At 69.8% G+C, this 19,199-nt stretch carries 15 protein-coding genes and 1 rRNA gene; all 16 read right to left on the reverse strand.

The window, feature by feature from the left end:
- Window positions 1-441 precede the first annotated feature (441 nt).
- Window positions 442-1,963 (reverse strand): 16S ribosomal RNA (locus JOE35_RS10915).
- A 717-nt stretch (window positions 1,964-2,680) separates the two neighbouring features.
- On the reverse strand, window positions 2,681-3,991 hold the full coding sequence (gene tyrS, locus JOE35_RS10920) for a tyrosine--tRNA ligase (protein WP_209561092.1): 1,311 nt from the start codon (window positions 3,989-3,991) through the stop codon (window positions 2,681-2,683).
- Window positions 3,992-4,003: 12 nt separating this feature from the next.
- Window positions 4,004-4,609 (reverse strand): DNA-3-methyladenine glycosylase, encoded by a 606-nt coding sequence (locus JOE35_RS10925; protein ID WP_209561093.1) that lies wholly within the window; start codon window positions 4,607-4,609, stop codon window positions 4,004-4,006.
- A gap of 5 nt (window positions 4,610-4,614) precedes the next feature.
- Window positions 4,615-4,749: a hypothetical protein gene (locus JOE35_RS15885; RefSeq protein WP_280869914.1), complete on the reverse strand. Its 135-nt coding sequence runs from the start codon at window positions 4,747-4,749 to the stop codon at window positions 4,615-4,617.
- Window positions 4,746-6,197: an argininosuccinate lyase gene (argH, locus tag JOE35_RS10930; RefSeq protein ID WP_209561094.1), complete on the reverse strand. Its 1,452-nt coding sequence runs from the start codon at window positions 6,195-6,197 to the stop codon at window positions 4,746-4,748. Before argH ends, JOE35_RS15885 begins: the two co-directional genes overlap by 4 nt.
- Window positions 6,197-7,396 (reverse strand): argininosuccinate synthase, encoded by a 1,200-nt coding sequence (locus JOE35_RS10935; RefSeq protein ID WP_133738692.1) that lies wholly within the window; start codon window positions 7,394-7,396, stop codon window positions 6,197-6,199. The genes argH and JOE35_RS10935 overlap by 1 nt, the downstream gene beginning before the upstream one ends.
- A 108-nt stretch (window positions 7,397-7,504) precedes the next feature.
- Entirely contained in the window at window positions 7,505-8,425 is a 921-nt protein-coding gene (gene argF / locus JOE35_RS10940) for an ornithine carbamoyltransferase (protein ID WP_209561095.1), read from the reverse strand.
- The gene (locus JOE35_RS10945) at window positions 8,422-9,639 is read right to left on the reverse strand and encodes an acetylornithine transaminase (RefSeq protein WP_307803048.1); all 1,218 of its coding nucleotides are present in this window, start codon (window positions 9,637-9,639) and stop codon (window positions 8,422-8,424) included. Before JOE35_RS10945 ends, argF begins: the two co-directional genes overlap by 4 nt.
- Entirely contained in the window at window positions 9,636-10,634 is a 999-nt protein-coding gene (gene argB / locus JOE35_RS10950; protein WP_209561096.1) for an acetylglutamate kinase, read from the reverse strand. The genes JOE35_RS10945 and argB overlap by 4 nt, the downstream gene beginning before the upstream one ends.
- The gene (argJ, locus tag JOE35_RS10955) at window positions 10,634-11,791 is read right to left on the reverse strand and encodes a bifunctional glutamate N-acetyltransferase/amino-acid acetyltransferase ArgJ (protein WP_209561097.1); all 1,158 of its coding nucleotides are present in this window, start codon (window positions 11,789-11,791) and stop codon (window positions 10,634-10,636) included. The genes argB and argJ overlap by 1 nt, the downstream gene beginning before the upstream one ends.
- Complete coding sequence (argC, locus tag JOE35_RS10960) at window positions 11,788-12,837, reverse strand: N-acetyl-gamma-glutamyl-phosphate reductase (protein ID WP_209561098.1); 1,050 nt, start codon at window positions 12,835-12,837, stop codon at window positions 11,788-11,790. The genes argJ and argC overlap by 4 nt, the downstream gene beginning before the upstream one ends.
- A gap of 57 nt (window positions 12,838-12,894) precedes the next feature.
- Entirely contained in the window at window positions 12,895-15,399 is a 2,505-nt protein-coding gene (gene pheT / locus JOE35_RS10965; protein WP_209561099.1) for a phenylalanine--tRNA ligase subunit beta, read from the reverse strand.
- Window positions 15,399-16,439 (reverse strand): phenylalanine--tRNA ligase subunit alpha, encoded by a 1,041-nt coding sequence (gene pheS, locus JOE35_RS10970; protein WP_209561100.1) that lies wholly within the window; start codon window positions 16,437-16,439, stop codon window positions 15,399-15,401. Before pheS ends, pheT begins: the two co-directional genes overlap by 1 nt.
- 115 nt (window positions 16,440-16,554) lie before the next feature.
- The gene (locus JOE35_RS10975) at window positions 16,555-17,499 is read right to left on the reverse strand and encodes an amino acid ABC transporter permease (RefSeq protein WP_209561101.1); all 945 of its coding nucleotides are present in this window, start codon (window positions 17,497-17,499) and stop codon (window positions 16,555-16,557) included.
- Complete coding sequence (locus JOE35_RS10980) at window positions 17,496-18,161, reverse strand: amino acid ABC transporter permease (protein WP_209562018.1); 666 nt, start codon at window positions 18,159-18,161, stop codon at window positions 17,496-17,498. Before JOE35_RS10980 ends, JOE35_RS10975 begins: the two co-directional genes overlap by 4 nt.
- A gap of 103 nt (window positions 18,162-18,264) precedes the next feature.
- Window positions 18,265-19,143, reverse strand: a complete 879-nt coding sequence (locus JOE35_RS10985; RefSeq protein ID WP_209561102.1) for a glutamate ABC transporter substrate-binding protein — start codon at window positions 19,141-19,143, stop codon at window positions 18,265-18,267.
- Window positions 19,144-19,199: the final 56 nt, after the last annotated feature.

Consider the following 19,199-nt stretch of genomic DNA (forward strand, 5'->3'; position numbering starts at 1 on the left):
GTGTTATCTCATTCGCCAACCACACCCCAAAGGGCGGGTTGGTCTAAGAAATTGCACTTAGTATCACAAACTCGCACCCAACCCGAAGGCCGGCACTTGCTTGCGACTAAGATGCTCGCGTCCACTGTGTAGTTCTCAAAATACGGGCGGCACCAGAATCACCCTGCGATTGATGCAGGACTTTCCTGGCCCAGAGGAGTTCAACCCGTTGATCTTCCGACCAACCGGTTTGGTCCCTCAGGACCCAACAGCGTGCACACCAACCAGCTCCCCAGCCCTCCCGTTCCAGACACCTAAAAGGTGACGTACTAAAGCTGACCGGCTCACCGGAAAGTCATTGTCAATGTTCCACCCATGAGCGTCAGCCGAAGACATTCGCTTCGGAACTGACTTGACCAGAAGTTCCCCGTGTATACCGCGGGGCTGGTACATGCTCCTTAGAAAGGAGGTGATCCAGCCGCACCTTCCGGTACGGCTACCTTGTTACGACTTAGTCCTAATCACCGATCCCACCTTCGACAGCTCCATCCCACAAGGGGTTAGGCCACTGGCTTCGGGTGTTACCGACTTTCATGACTTGACGGGCGGTGTGTACAAGGCCCGGGAACGTATTCACCGCAGCGTTGCTGATCTGCGATTACTAGCGACTCCGACTTCATGAGGTCGAGTTGCAGACCTCAATCCGAACTGAGACCGGCTTTTTGGGATTCGCTCCACCTTACGGTATCGCAGCCCTTTGTACCGGCCATTGTAGCATGCGTGAAGCCCAAGACATAAGGGGCATGATGATTTGACGTCATCCCCACCTTCCTCCGAGTTGACCCCGGCAGTCTCCTATGAGTTCCCACCATAACGTGCTGGCAACATAGAACGAGGGTTGCGCTCGTTGCGGGACTTAACCCAACATCTCACGACACGAGCTGACGACAACCATGCACCACCTGTATACCGACCTTGCGGGGCGACCATCTCTGGCCGTTTCCGGTATATGTCAAGCCTTGGTAAGGTTCTTCGCGTTGCATCGAATTAATCCGCATGCTCCGCCGCTTGTGCGGGCCCCCGTCAATTCCTTTGAGTTTTAGCCTTGCGGCCGTACTCCCCAGGCGGGGAACTTAATGCGTTAGCTGCGACACGGAGACCGTGGAATGGTCCCCACATCTAGTTCCCAACGTTTACGGCATGGACTACCAGGGTATCTAATCCTGTTCGCTCCCCATGCTTTCGCTCCTCAGCGTCAGTTACGGCCCAGAGATCTGCCTTCGCCATCGGTGTTCCTCCTGATATCTGCGCATTCCACCGCTACACCAGGAATTCCAATCTCCCCTACCGCACTCTAGTCTGCCCGTACCCACTGCAGGCTGGGGGTTGAGCCCCCAGATTTCACAGCAGACGCGACAAACCGCCTACGAGCTCTTTACGCCCAATAATTCCGGACAACGCTTGCACCCTACGTATTACCGCGGCTGCTGGCACGTAGTTAGCCGGTGCTTTTTCTGCAGGTACCGTCACTTTCGCTTCTTCCCTACTAAAAGAGGTTTACAACCCGAAGGCCGTCGTCCCTCACGCGGCGTTGCTGCATCAGGCTTGCGCCCATTGTGCAATATTCCCCACTGCTGCCTCCCGTAGGAGTCTGGGCCGTGTCTCAGTCCCAGTGTGGCCGGTCACCCTCTCAGGCCGGCTACCCGTCGTCGCCTTGGTGAGCCATTACCTCACCAACTAGCTGATAGGCCGCGAGTCCATCCTTGACCGAAATTCTTTCCAACTCCTAGCCATGCGGCTGAAGCTCGTATCCGGTATTAGACGCCGTTTCCAGCGCTTATCCCAGAGTCAAGGGCAGGTTACTCACGTGTTACTCACCCGTTCGCCACTAATCCCCCCAGCAAGCTGGAGTTCATCGTTCGACTTGCATGTGTTAAGCACGCCGCCAGCGTTCGTCCTGAGCCAGGATCAAACTCTCCGTAAAAGAAAAAACAGAACCACCGGAAAAAGGTGGTAACTGCTGAATTTGATGCTGACTGAAAGAACAAAACAATCTGACGATTGTTGATTGTCCGTCAATCTCAAAGAAACCTAAACACCATCGACGACCGAAGCCTTCGACAATGCCAGGGTATAATTTGGCATTTGACAATGTGCACGCTGTTGAGTTCTCAAGGACCAAACGCATCAGAGACCCGATCTCATATGAGAGCATCGCCCGGAGCGGCTGTGAAACCTTAGCACCGATCTTCCAGTTGCAAGACCATCGCTCTTCGACTCCTGAGAGCCGGTGTCGTTCTCACGACGAGCCATGACGCTACACCATCTGGATCAGTGTTCGCAACCCACTTGGTCCGAGGCCAGCTAGCAGAACCAGCAGCAACTCGAGGACTTGGAGGTCAGTGTCACAAGAAGGCCGGTGAAGCTTCGCTCCGCCGCACCTCCGTGGTGACAAGAGGAAACATTACAGGCACACCAGCCACATCGTCCAAACCCTGCCACATCCCGGGCGTGTCGCACACGCGATCCCCGGAAAATCAAGGGCCAAGGGCACGTTCGGCCGTCACGGGGCCGCACACGGCCCCTGCGGGCATCATGAGCGATGCGGCCGACCTGGCGAAACGGCCCTCCGGTCGAGGGGATGCACGAAGGCCCGCCCCCTGTGCAGGGGCGGGCCTTCGTCGTCTCGGATCAGAGCCGGTCAGCGAACCGTGACGCCGGCGAGCGTCTTCTTGCCGCGACGCAGCACCACGGTGCCGCCGGCCAGGGTCGACTCCCCCACCGGAGCGTCGGCGTCGACCACCCGGACGTTGTTCAGGTAGACCCCGCCCTCGCCGGTGCTCCGGCGGGCGGCACCGAGTGACGGCGAGAGCCCGGTGGCGACCAGTGCCTGCGCCACCGTCGTGGTGGAGTCCGCCTCCGCGGACGGCAACTCGGCGACCGCGCTGCGGAGGATGTCCTCGTCCAGGACACCGAGGTCGCCCTGCCCGAAGAGGGCGGCGGCTGCGTCGATCGCCGACTGCGTGGCGACCTCGCCGTGGACCAGGCGCGTGACCTCCCATGCCAGCGTGCGCTGCGCCTCCCGCCGGAACGGCTCGTCGGCCACCGCGCGCTCGAGCGACTCGATCGCCGCACGGTCGAGGAACGTGAACACGCGCAGCCGAGAGGCCACGTCGGCGTCGTCGGTGTTGAGCCAGAACTGGTACATGGCGTAGGGGCTCGTCAGCTCGGGGTCGAGCCAGACGGCGTTGCCCTCGCTCTTGCCGAACTTGGTGCCGTCGCTGTTGGTGATCAGCGGCGTCCCGATGGCGTGCACCGAGACTCCCTCGGTGCGACGGATCAGCTCGGTGCCGCTCGTCAGGTTGCCCCACTGGTCGCTGCCCCCGGTCTGCAGCACGCACTCGTGCTGGCGGTAGAGCTCACGGAAGTCGAGGCCCTGCAGGATCTGGTAGCTGAACTCGGTGTAGCTGATGCCGGCGTCCGAGTTGAGGCGTGCGCTCACCGCGTCCTTCTTGAGCATGGTGCCCACCCTGAAGTTCTTGCCGATGTCGCGGAGGAACTCGATCGCCGACAGGGGCGCCGTCCAGTCGAGGTTGTTCACCACCCGCAGGCCGTTCTCGCCCTCGGGCGCGAGGAACTTCTCGACGTGCACGCGGATCCGCGTCACCCACTCGGCGGTCTGCTCGGGAGTCTTGAGGGTGCGCTCGGCCGTCGGGCGCGGGTCGCCGATCAGGCCGGTCGACCCCCCGACCAGCCCGAGGGGCCGATGGCCGGCGAGCTGGAGGCGACGCATCAGCAGCAGCTGCACGAGGTTGCCGAGGTGCAGGCTCGGCGCGGTCGGGTCGAAGCCGCAGTAGTACGTGATCGGTGGGCCGGCGAGCACGGACTTCAGCGCGTCGGCGTCGGTCGAGACGTGGACCAGGCCGCGCCACTGCAGCTCGTCCCAGACGTCGTCGAACGTGGGGTCGTTGGCCTGGCCGGCGAGGACCTCGGCCGTGGTTTCGCTGCTCACCCGAGAACGGTATCAGCGCGCGGAGGTGCCGCCGCCGCGACGGACCGCGGGCCGCCAGGCCGAGACCGAGGGCTCCCCCGCCAGCGTGAACCGCCACGGGAACTCGTCCGTCCCCGCTCGCCCCGAGACCCCGACGCGGGGACCCGCGACGACCTCGCCGACGGGACCCGTCGGCAGTGCGAGCGAGAACCGACCGTGGCCCAGGCTGCTGCCGTCGTCGTCGAGACCGATGTCGAGCGCGGACCCGAGCCTCCCTGGTCCCCTGGCCAGCTCGGCGTCGTTCCGGGCGCTGGCCCGACGGGACCGGGCGACGTCGAGCCCGTCGACGACCTCACCGGCGCGGAGCAGGAGACCGGACGCGTACCCCTCGGGGCCGCAGACGATGTTGACGCAGCGGTGGATCCCGTACGACAGGTACACGTAGAGGGTCCCGCCCTCGCGGAACATGCTCGCGTTCCGCGGCGTCGGTCCGCGGTGGGCGTGCGACCCGGGATCCTGCCCCTGGCCGTGGTAGGCCTCGACCTCGGTGAGCCTGACCGTCACCTCCCCGACCCGGAAGACCGATCCGAGGAGGAGCGGTCCCACCTCGAGGGCCGGCCGCGAGAGCAGCCTGGTCACCTCGTTCAGAAGAACCGCTGTCCCGACGCGGTCGCGATCACGACGACCGCGACGAGGACGACGACGCACACGGCCACGACGGCGGGGAGCAGCCAGGCCCGTGGGGCGCGCGGGCCCCGCGGGCGACGCGGCTCGGTCACGCCGAGACCGGGTCGAGGTCGCGGACCAGGTGCGCGACGCGCTCGGTCAGCTCGGCCAGCTGCTCGGCGACGCGCTCGGGAGCAGTGCCCCCGACACCCTGCCGGCTGCCGATCGAGCCGCGCACGGTGAGGACCGGGCGGATCTCGGGGGTGAGGTGCGACGACACCTCGGCGTACTGCGCGTCGGTCGGCTCGTCGAGCTCGAGGTCGTGCTGCTCGCAGAACCGCACCAGCTCGCCGCTGATCTCGTGGGCGTCGCGGAAGGTCACGCCCTGGCGGACGAGCCACTCGGCCACGTCCGTCGCGAGCGAGAAGCCCTGCGGCGCCAGCTCGGCCATCCGGGCCTCGTCGAACTCGAGCGTGGCGATCATGCCCGTGAACGCGGGCAGCAGCACCTCGAGCTGGGTGACCGAGTCGAACACCGGCTCCTTGTCCTCCTGCAGGTCGCGGTTGTACGCCAGCGGGAGGCCCTTGAGCGTCGCCAGCAGGCCGGTGAGGTTGCCGATCAGCCGGCCCGACTTGCCTCGGGCGAGCTCGGCGATGTCCGGGTTCTTCTTCTGGGGCATGATCGACGACCCGGTCGAGAACGAGTCGTGCAGCTTCACGAAGCCGAACTCGCGCGTCGACCAGAGGATCACTTCTTCGGCGAGGCGCGACAGGTCGATGCCGATCGAGGCCGTGACGAACGCGAACTCGGCGACCACGTCGCGACTGGCCGTCGCGTCGATGCTGTTCTCGGTGGTTCGCTCGAAGCCGAGCTCGGTCGCGACGAGCATCGGGTCGAGGCCGAGCGAGCTGCCGGCCAGGGCACCGGCGCCGTAGGGCGACGCCGACGCACGACGCGACCAGTCGCGCAGGCGCTCGAGGTCGCGGACCAGCGGCCAGGCGTGGGCGAGGAGGTGGTGGGCGAGCAGCACGGGCTGGGCGTGCTGCAGGTGCGTGCGTCCGGGCATCACGGCATCGGGGTGCGCCGAGGCCTGCGACGCGATCGCGTCGACCAGCCCGACCACGAGACGGCCGATCGCCGCACCGTGGTCACGCAGGTAGAGACGCACGAGCGTGGCGATCTGGTCGTTGCGGCTGCGGCCCGCGCGGAGCTTGCCGCCGAGCTCGGCGCCCGCGATGCCGATCAGTCCGCGCTCGAGCGCCGAGTGCACGTCCTCGTCGGACTCCGCCGCGACGAACGAGCCGTCGGCGACGTCGGCCTCGAGCTGGTCGAGGGCTGCGATCATGCCGTCGAGCTCGGCCTCGTCGAGGTACCCCGCCGCCGCGAGGGCACGGCCGTGCGCCCGTGACCCCGCGATGTCGTACGGCGCGAGCTGCCAGTCGAACTGCGTCGACTTGCTCAGGGCCGCGAGCTCGGGGGCGGGGCCGGAGGCGAAGCGGCCTCCCCACAGAGCGCCCGCCTCCCCCGCCCGCTGGTTCTGGCCCGGGGTCGCGTCGACCACTACTGCTGCGCCAGGTCGCGACGCGCCGAGATCTTGCTCGGCAGGGACCAGATCTCGATGAAGCCCTTGGACAGCGACTGGTCGAACGTGTCGCCGGTGTCGTAGGTCGCGAGGTCGAAGTCGTACAGGCTCTGGTCGCTCCGCTGGCCGGTGACGACCGCGCGGCCGCCCTGCAGCTTGAGGCGGATCTCTCCCGAGACGTACTTCTGCGTGTCGTCGATGAAGACGTCGAGCGAGCGCTTCAGGCCCGAGAACCACAGGCCGTCGTAGACCAGGTTGGACCACTCGGCCTCGACGCCGCGCTTGTAGCGGCCGAGGTCGCGCTCGATGGTGAGCGCCTCGAGCGCCTCGTGCGCCTGGATCAGCGCCACGGCGCCGGGAGCCTCGTAGACCTCGCGGCTCTTGATGCCCACGAGGCGATCCTCGACGACGTCGATGCGGCCGACGCCGTGCGCACCCGCGAGCTCGTTCATCTTCTGCACGATGCCGAGCGGCGTGTACGAGACGCCGTCGATCGCCGTGGGCACACCGGCCTGGAACGTGATGACGACCTCGTCCGCGTCCTTGATGACCGACGGATCCTGCGTGTACTCGTACAGATCTTCGATCGGCGGGTTCCACGGGTCCTCGAGGAAGCCCGTCTCGACCGCGCGGCCCCAGACGTTCTTGTCGATCGAGTAGGGGTTCGCGGCGCTCTGGCGGATCGGCAGCGAGTGCTGCTCGGCGTAGATGATCGCCTTGTCGCGTGTGAGGGCCAGGTCGCGGACGGGCGCGATGCTCGTCAGGTCGGGCGCGAGCGCGGCCACGGCCGCCTCGAAGCGGACCTGGTCGTTGCCCTTGCCGGTGCAGCCGTGCGCGACGCTGTCGGCGCCGAGCTCCTTCGCGACACGGGCGAGGTGGCGGGCGATCAGCGGGCGGCTGAGGGCCGAGACCAGCGGGTAGGTCTTCTGGTACATCGCGTTGGCCTTGAGGGCGGGCATCAGGTAGTCGCGCCCGAACTCCTCCTTGGCGTCGACGACGACCGACTCGACGGCACCGCAGTCGAGGGCACGCTGACGGATGTCGTCCATGTCCTCGCCGCCCTGTCCGACGTCGACGGCGAGGGCGACCACCTCCTTGCCGGTCGCGTCAGCGAGCCAGCCGATGCCGACGGAGGTGTCGAGACCTCCGGAGTATGCGAGGACGACGCGTTCCGCCATGGTTCTCCTTGAGTGTGTGGTGTGGGTGATCTTATCGGGAGGCCGCCCGGCCTCGTGGCCGGGCGACGGGTGCTGCGAGCTCGGTGCTGCTGGCTCGCCGCTGCTGCCTCAGTGCGAGAGCAGCCAGGTGAGGAGCGCCTTCTGGGCGTGGACGCGGTTCTCCGCCTCGTCCCAGATGACGCTGGTCGGGCCGTCGATGACGTCGGCGTCGACCTCGTACCCGCGGTCGGCGGGGAGGCAGTGCAGGAAGATCGCGTCGTCGGCCGCCTGCGCCATGAGCGCCTGGTCGACCTTGAAGCCGCCGAACACGGCGACGCGCTCGTCCTTCTCGTCCTCCTTGCCCATCGACACCCAGGTGTCGGTGACGACGACGTCGACTCCCGCGACGGCGGCCGCCGCGTCGTCGACCACCTGGACGGAGCCGCCCGTGGTCGCCGCGATCGCGGCCGCGTCGTCGACGACGTGCTGCTCGGGCTGGAAGCCCGCCGGCGAGCCGATGCGGACGTGCATCCCGGCGGTGGCGCCGGCCAGCAGGTACGACTGGCCCATGTTGCTGCGGCCGTCGCCGACGAAGGCGACCGAGAGCCCGGCGAGCGTGCCCCTCGACTCGCGGATCGTCTGCAGGTCGGCGAGCAGCTGGCAGGGGTGGAAGTCGTCGCTGAGGGCGTTGACGACGGGGACGGTGGTGCCCGCCGCCATCTCCTCCAGGCCGGACTGTGCGTAGGTGCGCCAGACGATCGCGGCGACCATGCGCTCGAGGACGCGTGCGGTGTCGGACGGCGTCTCCTTGCCGCCCAGCTGGCTGTTCGCGGTGGCGATCACGAGCGGGCTGCCGCCGAGGTCGGCGATGCCGACCGCGAACGAGACCCGAGTGCGGGTCGACGACTTGTCGAAGATGACGGCGACCGTCTGAGGCCCCTCGAGGGGGCGCTGCGACCAGCGGTCGCGCTTGAGGGCGTCGGCGAGGTCGAGGACCTCGAGCTGCTCAGCGGGGCTGAGGTCGTCGTCGCGGAGGAAGTGGCGGGTCATTCGAGACCTTTCAGGACGCGGGAGAAGAGGGCGGAGAACTCGGCGATCTCGGCGTCGCCCACGATGAGCGGCGGGGCGAGACGGATGCTGGAGTCGTTGGGGGCGTTCACGATCAGGCCGGCCTCGAGGCACCGGGCCGAGATCTCGGCGGCGACCGGCTGGGTCAGCCCGATGCCGATCAGCAGGCCCTGCCCGCGGACGCCGGCGACGAGCGGCGAGTCCATCGCCTCGACGGCGGCACGGATCTGGGCACCCCGGACGACGGCGGACTCGACCAGGCCGGCACGCTCGATCTCGCCGAGGACCGCGTCGGCCGCGGCCGTGGCGAGCGGGTTGCCGCCGAACGTGCTGCCGTGCTGACCGGCCTCGAAGAGGTCGGAGGCGGCACCGAAGGTGACGAGCGCGCCGATGGGCACTCCCCCGGCGATCCCCTTGGCGACCGTGATGGCGTCGGGCACGACGTCGAACTGCTGGAAGGCGAACCAGGAGCCGGTGCGACCGATGCCCGTCTGGATCTCGTCGAGGACGAGCAGCGCGCCGTGCTCGCGGGTCAGCTCGCGGGCCCGCTCGAGGAACCCGACGGGGAGGTCGAGCACGCCGGCCTCGCCCTTGATCGGCTCGACGAAGAGAGCCGCGACGTCGTCGCCCATGGCCGCCTCGAGCGCCTCGATCGTGGTGTCGATGTGCTCGACGCCCGCCACCATCGGCTCGAAGGGGCCGCGGAGCGCGGGCTTGCCGGTGAGGGCGAGAGCGCCCATGGTGCGCCCGTGGAACGAGTTCTGCAGGGCGAGGACGCGTGTGCGTCGCCCGTCGCCGGTGTTCAGGCGGGCGAGCTTGAACGCGGCCTCGTTGGCCTCGGCACCGCTGTTCGCGAAGTAGACGCGACCCTGGTCGCCTGCGCCGCTGATGCGGAGGAGACGCTCGGCGAGCGCCAGCTGCGGCTCGGTCGCGAAGTAGTTCGACACGTGGATCAGCGCGCCGGCCTGCCGGGCGATCGCCCCGACGAGCACGGGGTGCGCGTGGCCGAGTGCGTTGACGGCGATGCCGGCGAGGAAGTCGAGGTAGCGCTTGCCCTCGACGTCCCACACGACGCAGCCCTCGCCGCGCTCGAGCATCACCTTCGGGGTGGCCAGCGAGCGCATGAACGCGTCGCCGAACCGGCTCTGCCAGTCGCGACGGGCGTCGTGTCCGGCTGGGGTCTGGGTGGTGGTCACGACTGTCCTTCCTGCGGGGTGCTGACGTCGCCGACCGGGATGATCGGGAACGAGTCGACGACGGGTGCGCCGTAGGCGGCGGCCCTGTCGTCGGGGACGACCTCGGTGCCCGACCCGCGCTGGGTGAAGACCTCGAGGAGGATCGAGTGCGGGATGCGACCGTCGATGATGGTCGCTCCCCCGACGCCGCCGACGACCGCGTCGAGGCAGGCCGTCATCTTGGGGATCATGCCGGACTCGAGCGTCGGGAGCATGTCGGTGAGCGCCGACACGGTGATGGCGGCGACGAGCGAGTCGCGGTTCGGCCAGTCGGAGTACAGGCCCGAGACGTCGGTGAGGACGACGAGCTTGGTCGCCCGGAGCGCCACGGCGAGAGCTGCGGCCGCCGCGTCGGCGTTCACGTTGAGCAGCGACCCTTCGTCGGCCTCGTCGACGGCGAGCGACGACACCACGGGGATGCGCCCGGCCTCGATCTCGGCGAGCACCGACGACGGGTCGACGTCGACGACGTCGCCCACGTGCCCCAGGTCGACGGCCTCGCCGTCGACGACCGTGCCGCGGCGGCGACCACGGAAGAGCGTCGAGCCCTCGCCGGACACGCTGCGGGCCAGGTCGCCGTGCTCGTTGACGAGCCCGACGATCTGCTGCGCGACGTCCCCGGCCAGGACGTCACGGACAACGGCGATGGCCTCGGTGCTCGTGTACCGGTACCCGCCGCGGAAGTCGCTCGGGATGCCCGCGGTCGCGAGCGCCGCGGAGATCTGCGGACCGCCTCCGTGGACGACCACCGGGTACAGCCCTGCGAGCCGCAGGTAGACCATGTCCTCGGCGAAGGCGCGGCCGAGCGCCTCGTCGACCATGGCGTTGCCGCCGAACTTGACGACCACGACCTTGCCGGAGAAGCGCTTGAGCCAGGGCAGCGACTCGATCAGGGTCGCGGCCTTGACGGCCGCGAGCTCCTGCTCGGCGCTGTGGGTCACCTCGTGTGCGCCCATCAGCTGGAGTACGCGCTGTTCTCGTGCACGTAGTCGTGCGTGAGGTCGTTCGTGAGGATCGTCGCCTCGGCACCGCCGGCGCGGAGGTCGACCAGCACGTGGACGGCCCTCGGGGTGAGGTCGACGGTCTCGCTCGGGACGTCGGGCGCGCCCGCGTGGCAGACCCGGAGGCCGTTCATCGACACGTCGACGTCGTACGGGTCGAAGGTGGCCGACGTGGTGCCGATCGCGGCCAGGACGCGGCCCCAGTTGGGGTCGTTCCCGAACACGGCGGCCTTGAAGAGGCTGTTGCGGGCGATCGAGCGGCCCACCTCGACCGCGTCCTCTTCGTCGACGGCGCCGACGACCTCGATGCGGATGTCGTGGGAGGCGCCCTCGGCGTCCGCCTGGAGCTGCTGCGCCAGATCGGCACAGAGCTCGGTGACGGCCGCGGTGAAGTCGTCGGCCGACGGGGCGACGCCGGACTCGGCGCTCGAGAGCAGCACGACCGTGTCGTTGGTCGACATGCAGCCGTCGGAGTCGAGCCGGTCGAAGGTGACCCGCGTGGCCGCGCGCAGCGAGGCGTCCAGTGTCTCGGCCGGGAGGTCGGCGTCGGTCGTCAGCACGACGAGCATCGTCGCGAGCCCCGGCGCGAGCATGCCGGCGCCCTTGGCCATGCCGCCGACCACCCACCCGTCGCCGGTGACGACGGCCTGCTTCGGCACGCTGTCGGTCGTCATGATCGCGTGCGCGGCGTCCGCGCCGCCGTCGGTGCTCAGCTCGGCCGCCGCGGCCCGCGAGCCGGAGAGCACCTTGTCGCGGAACACCTGGTCGCCGACGCCGATCAGGCCGGTGGAGCACACGACGACGTCGCCCGCCGAGACGCCGAGCGACTCGGCGACGGTCTCCGCCGTGGCGTGCGTCGTCTGGAAGCCGAACGGGCCGGTGAAGCAGTTGGCGCCTCCCGAGTTCAGGACGACCGCCTCCGCGATGCCGTCGCCCAGCACCTGCTGCGACCACAGGACGGGGTGGGCCTTGGCACGGTTGCTGGTGAAGACGGCGGCCGCCGCCTTGCTGCGGCCGGTGTTGACGACCAGCGCGACGTCGCGCGCGCCGGTGCTCTTGAGGCCGGCGACGACGCCGGCGGCGGTGAATCCCTGTGCTGCGGTGACGCTCACGGTGCCACTCCGTCCGTGCTGAGGCCCGTGGTCTCGGGGAGGCCGAGGGCGATGTTGGCGGACTGGACGGCCGCTCCGGCCGTGCCCTTCACGAGGTTGTCGATGGCGCTGACGACGACGACGCGCTCGGCGGCCTCGTCGACGGCGAGGCCGATGAGGGCCGTGTTCGCCCCGACCGTGTCGGCCGTGCGGGGGAAGACGCCCTCGGGCAGGACGTGGACGAACGGCTCGTCCGCGTAGGCCTGCTCCCAGGCTGTGCGCACGTCGTGGGCGCCGACACCGGGGGCGAGCGTGGCCGTCGTGGTCGCGAGGATGCCCCGCGACATCGGCACGAGCACGGGGGTGAACGAGATCCGCACGTCCTGTGCGCCGGCGAGCCGGAGGTTCTGCCGGATCTCGGGAACGTGGCGGTGCGTGCCGCCGACCCCGTAGGCCGAGGCCGACCCCATCAGCTCACTGGCGAGGAGGTGCGGCGCGAGCGCCTTGCCGGCTCCCGACGGGCCGACGGCCAGGACCGAGACGATGTCGGTCGCCTCGACCAGCCCGGCGCGGACGCCGGGGGCGAGGCCGAGGGTGACGGCCGTGACGTTGCAGCCGGGCACGGCGATGCGACGTGCCCCGCGCAGGGCGTCGCGCTGACGCCCGCCGGACGCGCCGAGCAGCAGCTCGGGCAGCCCGTAGGCCCAGGCGCCGTGGTACTCGGTCCCGTAGAACTCGGCCCAGGCGGCCTCGTCGGTGAGACGGTGGTCGGCCCCGCAGTCGACGACGAGGACGTCGTCGGGCAGCTGCGCGGCGATCGCGCCGGACTTGCCGTGCGGGAGGGCCAGGAACACGACATCGTGCCCCGCGAGGGTCTCGGCCGTCGTCTCGACGAGCGTGAGGTGCGCGAGGGAGCGCAGGTGGGGCTGGAGGGCGACGAGGGGCTGCCCGGCGTTCTGGAACGCCGTGACGGTCGTGACCTCGAAGTCGGGGTGCGCCGCGAGGAGCCGGAGGAGCTCGCCGCCGGCGTACCCGCTGGCGCCCGCTACTGCTACGGAGTGAGGCATGTGTCCATCCTGATGGTCGAGTCGGTCGAGGATCGAGGGCGGCGGCGCCTCGCGAGGTCACTCGCGGAGCGTCGCCCCTGATCGCTCTCCGGCGAGGCGGACGGCCCCCTGCTTCGCCTGGGTCGCCTCGGCGGCCGTCAGCGTGCGGTCGGCAGCGCGGAAGCGCAGCGCGAAGGTCAGCGACTTGGTCGCCTCCGGCAGGCCCGTTCCGCGATAGTCGTCGACGAGCCGCACGGACTCGAGCAGGTCGCCGGCGCCCTCGCGGACCGTCTCGAGCAGGTCGCCCGCGGCGACGTCCACGCCCACGACGAGCGACAGGTCCTGCGTCGCGGCCGGGTAGGACGAGATCGCCGTCGGCTGGACGGGGACGTCGGACAGGGCGAGGACACGGTCGAGGTCGATCTCGCCGACCGCGACGACGCGCGGCAGGTCGAGCTCGGCCGACACCGTGGGCAGCAGCTCGCCGGCCACGCCGACGACCTCGCCGGCGACCAGCACCTCAGCGGTGCGACCGGGGTGCAGCGACGGGTGCCGACCTGTGCGGAACACGGCCTCGGCCCCGGCGGCGCGGACGGCGAGCCGGAGGTCGTCGAGCACGTCGGCCAGGCCGGCGGCGACGGCAGGCTGACCTGGCTGGCGGTCGACGACGTCGCCGACGACGGCCACGGCCAGGTGGCGGGGCTGCGCGGGCAGACTGGCGGCGAGCGAGGCGAGGAGCTCCTCACCGGGGCGCTCGGCACCGGCGGGGACCTCGGCCGTGCCGTAGGTCGTGCCCTCGACCGGGAGGAAGACCGTGCCGCTCTCGAACACGGACACGTCGACCAGGCCACGAGAGGTGTTGCGGCGCACGACGTCGAGCAGCCCGGGCAGCAGCGAGCGACGCAGCTGGGGAGCGGCGGAGTCGAGCGGGTTCGCGAGCGTGACGGCAGGCACGGCTGCCCCGCCCGTCGACCCGTCGACCGAGCCGAAGGCCGCGTTCTGGTCAGGACGGACGAAGGGGTAGGCCTGGACCTCGACCGAGCCTGCCGCGGCCAGCGAGGCCGCGACCCGTCGGCGCAGCTTCTGCTCGCGAGAGAGGCCGCGCCCGGGAGGAGCCACCGGCAGGACGGACGGGATGCGGTCGTACCCGGTGATCCGGGCCACTTCTTCGACCAGGTCGGCCGACGTGCGGAGGTCGCTGCGCCAGGTCGGCGGGGTCACCTGCCACCCCTCGCCCGACTCGACGACGGCGGAGCCGACGGCGCGCAGCGCGCCCACGACCTCGTCCGCCGTGTAGTCGACGCCCATGAGGCTGGCGGCGCGGCCGCGCGGCAGCGCGACGGCCCCGGGTGCGACGGACTCGTCCAGCGAGGAGCCGAGCGCATCGGCTGTGCCGCCCGCGAGCTCGACCAGCAGGTCGACGACCCGCTGCGCCGCGGGGGCGGAGACGGCCGGGTCGACGCCGCGCTCGAAGCGACGGGACGCCTCGCTCGGCAGCTTGTGCCGGCGGGCGCTGCGCGCGATGGAGACCGGGTCGAACGTGGCGGCCTCGATGAGGACGTCGGTGGTGCCCGCGCCCATCTCGGTGCGTGCGCCGCCCATGACGCCGGCGATGCCGACGGCACCCTGCTCGTCCGTGATGACCAGGTCTTCGACGTGGAGGGTGCGGACGGTGCCGTCGAGGGTCTGCAGCTGCTCGCCGGACGCGGCCCGGCGCACGGTGAGCCCGCCCTGCACGTTCGCCAGGTCGTAGCCGTGGATCGGCTGGCCGAGCTCGAGCATCACGTAGTTCGTGACGTCGACCGGCAGCGAGATCGAGCGGACGCCCGCGAGGCGCAGCCGCGACGACATCCAGGTCGGCGTGGGCCGCGAGGCGTCGATGCCCCGGACCACCCGGGTGACGAAGGTGGCCACGGCCTGGCGGCCGCGCACCGGGGCGTCGTCGACGACGGTCACGGCGAAGCCGTCGGCCGCCGCGGGCTCGACCGTGCCGGCGGGGTCGGTGAAGGAGGCGCCGGTCGCGTGGGAGTACTCGCGAGCCACGCCGCGCATGCTGAGCGCGTAGCCGCGGTCGGGCGTGACGTTGATCTCGACGGCGGCCTCGTCGAGCCCGAGGAGCGCGATGGCGTCGGTGCCGACCTCGGGGTCGAGACCGAGCGAGCTGAGCAGGAGGATGCCGTCGTGCTCGTCGCCGAGGCCGAGCTCGCGCGTCGACGCGATCATGCCGTCCGAGACGTGCCCGTAGGTCTTGCGCGCGGCGATCGGGAACGGCCCCGGTAGCACCGCGCCCGGCAGCGACACGACGACCTTGTCGCCCACGACGAAGTTGTGGGCGCCGCAGACGATGCCGCGGACGTCGTCGGGGCCGACGGCGACCTGGCACCAGTTGATCGTCTTGCCGTTCTTCTGCGGCTCTGGCTGCAGCTCCAGCACCTGGCCCACGACGAGGGGGCCCGTCACGTCGCCGACGTGGACGTCTTCTTCTTCGAAGCCGACGGACACCAGCGCGGCGTGCACGTGCTCGAGCGAGACGTCGTCGGGGAGGTCGACGTGCTCGCCGAGCCAACTCAGCGGAACCCGCATCAGACCACCATCCCGAACTGCTCGCTGAACCTGACGTCGCCCTCGACCATGTCGCGCATGTCGTTGAGGTCGTTGCGGAACTGGAGGGTCCGCTCGATGCCCATGCCGAACGCGAAGCCCTGGTGCACCTCGGGGTCGATGCCCGCCGCCCGGAGGACGTTCGGGTTGACCATGCCGCAGCCGCCCCACTCGACCCAGCGCGCACCGCCCTTGGCGTTCGGCTGCCACACGTCCATCTCGGCACTCGGCTCGGTGAAGGGGAAGTAGTTCGGCCGGAGCCGGATCTGGGCGCCCTGGCCGAACATCGACCGCGCCAGGTGCTCGAGCGTGCCGCGCAGGTGCGCCATCGTCAGGCCGCGGTCGATCGCGATGCCCTCGATCTGCGTGAAGACCGGGGTGTGCGTCGCGTCGAGCTCGTCGGTGCGGAAGACACGACCGGTGGCGACGTTGTAGACGGGCAGCTCCTTCGCGAGGAGCGTGCGGATCTGCACGGGGGACGTGTGCGTGCGCAGCACGAGGTGCGCGTCGACCGGGTCGACGAAGAACGTGTCCTGCATGGCGCGCGCCGGGTGGTCGGCGTCGAAGTTCAGCGCGTCGAAGTTGAACCACTCGTGCTCGAGCTCTGGCCCCTCGCTGACCTCCCAGCCCATGCCGACGAACAGGTCGAGCATCTCTTCTTGCAGGAGGGCGAGCGGGTGCCGCGCGCCGACCCGGCGACGGGTGGGCAGGGCCGTGACGTCGACCGCCTCGTCGACGAGGCGCTGAGCCTCTTCGAGCTCGGCGAGCTCGCCCTCACGAGCGGCCACCGCCTGGCCGACACGGCCACGTGCGCCGCCGACGAGCTTGCCCGCCGCGGCCTTCTGGTCGTTCGGCAGGTCGCGGAGACCGGCGTTCATGCGTGCCAGGACCGACGCCTCGCCGGCGTGCTGGGCACGGGCCGCCTTGAGCTCGGCGACGGAGGCGGCGGTCGCGACGGCCGCGAGGGCCGCATCGACCGCGGCCGAGACGGCCTCTTCGGAGATGGGGACGGAGTCTGACACGAGAACCAAGCTTAGCGATCGTTGGGGAGACGGCCCGCGCCTCCTCGTGCCCTGGGGACGAGGAGGCGCAGATCACGGATCCGGGGAGGAGCGGGCGGTGCGGTGCGGTGACCTGTCAGCGACCGCCTCCGCCGCCTCCGCTGGCGTCCCCGGTCGTCGCGGGGATGTTCGGACGCCCGGCACGGGCGAGGAGGCCAGGGCCGCCGAGACCGCCCCCGCCGCCCTTCGTCCGGATGACGCCGCGTCGGCCCGTGCGTCGGTCGACGACCCGCACGACGTAGGAGAAGACGAGGTTCGTGATCAGGTAGACGACCAGCACGACCGCGAACAGCGTGAACGTGTAGGTGCTGCCGTAGGAGGTGCCGAGCCGGTTCAGCCCCTGCCTCGTGAGCTCGACGTAGCCGACGATGTAGCCGAGTGAGGTGTCCTTCAGCAGGACGACCAGCTGAGCCAGGATGATCGGCAGCATCTGGCGGAACGCCTGGGGGAACTCGATGGCGAAGCGCGTCTGCACCGGCGAGAGGCCGATGGCGAGCCCCGCCTCGCGCTGGCCCCGCGGAAGGGCCGCGATGCCGGAGCGCAGGGCCTCGCCGATCAACGCGCCGTTGTAGACGGCCAGCGCCGCCACGACGGCCCAGAACGCGCCCGTCGAGAAGACCAGCAGGATGAACAGCATCATCAGCAGCACGGGCATGCCGCGGAAGAACTCGAGGACGATCGTGGTCGGCACCCGGACCCAGGCGGTGCGTGCCGTGCGGAGGAACGAGAACAGCACGCCGATGGCGACCGCGAGCACCGACGCGACGGCGGCGGCCTGCACCGTGGCCAGCCAGCCTCGGCCGATGTTCCGCCACAGGTTGCGGTCGAGCAGGATGTCCCACCGGGAGGGGTCGAGCACGCTGGCGGTGACGGCGCCGTTGGCGCTGACGCGCGGGCGGCCGAGCAGGTACGCGACGTAGGCGACGAGCGCGAGCACGAGGACCACGCCCACCACCGAGATGATGCGCGAGGTACGGCGGGACTTCGGGCCAGGGGCGTCGTAGAGGACGTTCGTGCTCATCGCAGGACCGCGACCTTCTTCTCGACCAGGGCCGCGACGCGGCCCAGGGTGATGGTGACGACCAGGTAGAACACGGCCACCGACAGCAGCGTCGTGATGACCGCGTCGCCGCGGGAGTTCGCGATGAAGCGCCCGGCGGCGAACAGCTCGGCGACGAAGAAGCCGCCCGCGACCGAGGTGTTCTTCGTGAGGGCGATGATCACGTTGATCAGGGGCGGGATCACCATGCGGATCGCCTGCGGCATGATCACGAGCGTCAGCGTCTGGCCGAAGCCCAGTCCGATGCTGCGGGCGGCCTCGGCCTGCCCGACGGGGACGCCGTTGACGCCGGAACGGACTGCCTCTGCCACGAAGGGCGAGGTGTACAGCGTCAGGCCGATCACCGCGAGCGGGAAGTAGCCGATGCCGACGCCGAGGTACGGGAGCACGAAGGCACAGAAGAAGAGGACGAGCGTCAGCGGGACGTTGCGGATCGCCTCGGTGTAGACCGTCGCGAAGACCCGGAACGAGCCCACGGGCGAGATCCGCATGGCCGCGACGACGAAGCCGATCACGATCGCGCCGACGCCCGAGAGAGCCAGGAGCTGCAGCGTCGTGACGAAGCCGCCCCAGAAGCGGGGCCAGTTGTCGGTCACGGCGTCGAAGCCGGGGATGACGTCCAGGGGGTTCACGAGTGTGTCCTCAGATCAGGGCGGTGGCCCGGAGGGGGCAGGAGGCGGTGGCGGGCACCGCGCGCAGGTCGCGACGCGGTGCCCGCCGGTGTCGCTAGTAGCGGTCGATCGCCGGGGGCTCGGGGGTCTCGAGGACCTTGCCGGCCGTCGCCTCCCACAGCTCGTCCCAGGTGCCGTCGTCCTCGGCGTCCTGGAGCGTGTCGTTGACGAACCCGCGGAAGTCGGTGTCGTCGAGCGCCAGGCCGATGCCGTAGGGCTCCTCGGTGAAGGGTGCGCCGACGACCTCGAACTCGCCCTCGTTCTGGTCGGCGAGACCGGCGAGGATGACGTTGTCGGTCGTGACGGCCTGGACCGCGCCCGTGCGGAGCGGCTCGAGGCAGTTCGAGTAGGTGTCGGTCGCGATGATGTCGGTCGGCGCGCTGACGTACTCGGCGATGTTCGCCTCGCTGGTCGAGCCGCTGACGGTGCAGACCTTCTTGCCCGCGAGGTCGTCGACGCTCTCGATGCCGTCGGGGTTGCCCTCGAGCACCAGCAGGTCCTGACCGGCCTGGTAGTAGGGCCCGGCGAACGAGACGACCTCCTTGCGGGCGTCGTTGATCGTGTAGGTGGCGATGACGAGGTCGACGTCGCCGTTCTGGATGAACGGCTCGCGGTTGGCGGAGACCGTCTCGACCCACGTGATGCCGCTGGCGGGGATGCCCAGCTTGGCGGCGACGAGCTTGCCGATCTCGGCGTCGAAGCCCTGCGGCGTGCCCGAGCCGTCGTCCAGGCCGAAGAGCGGCTGGTCGAACTTGGTGCCGATGGTGATCTCGCCGGCCTCGGCCAGGCGCGCCATCGTGGTGCCGTCCTGGAAGTCCGCGACCTCCTCGACGTCGACCGAGCTCTCGGGGGCGGCCGAGTCCGTGCAGGCCGAGAGGCCGAGCACCGTCACGGCCGCTGCGGCTACGGCGACGAATCCCTTGCTGAGTCGCATGTCGTTCTCCTTGCTGGGTGACCCGGCCGACGGTCGACGTCCGGGAGTCTGGGGGC

This window comes from Frigoribacterium sp. PvP032 (assembly GCF_017833035.1).
Classification (GTDB): domain Bacteria; phylum Actinomycetota; class Actinomycetes; order Actinomycetales; family Microbacteriaceae; genus Frigoribacterium.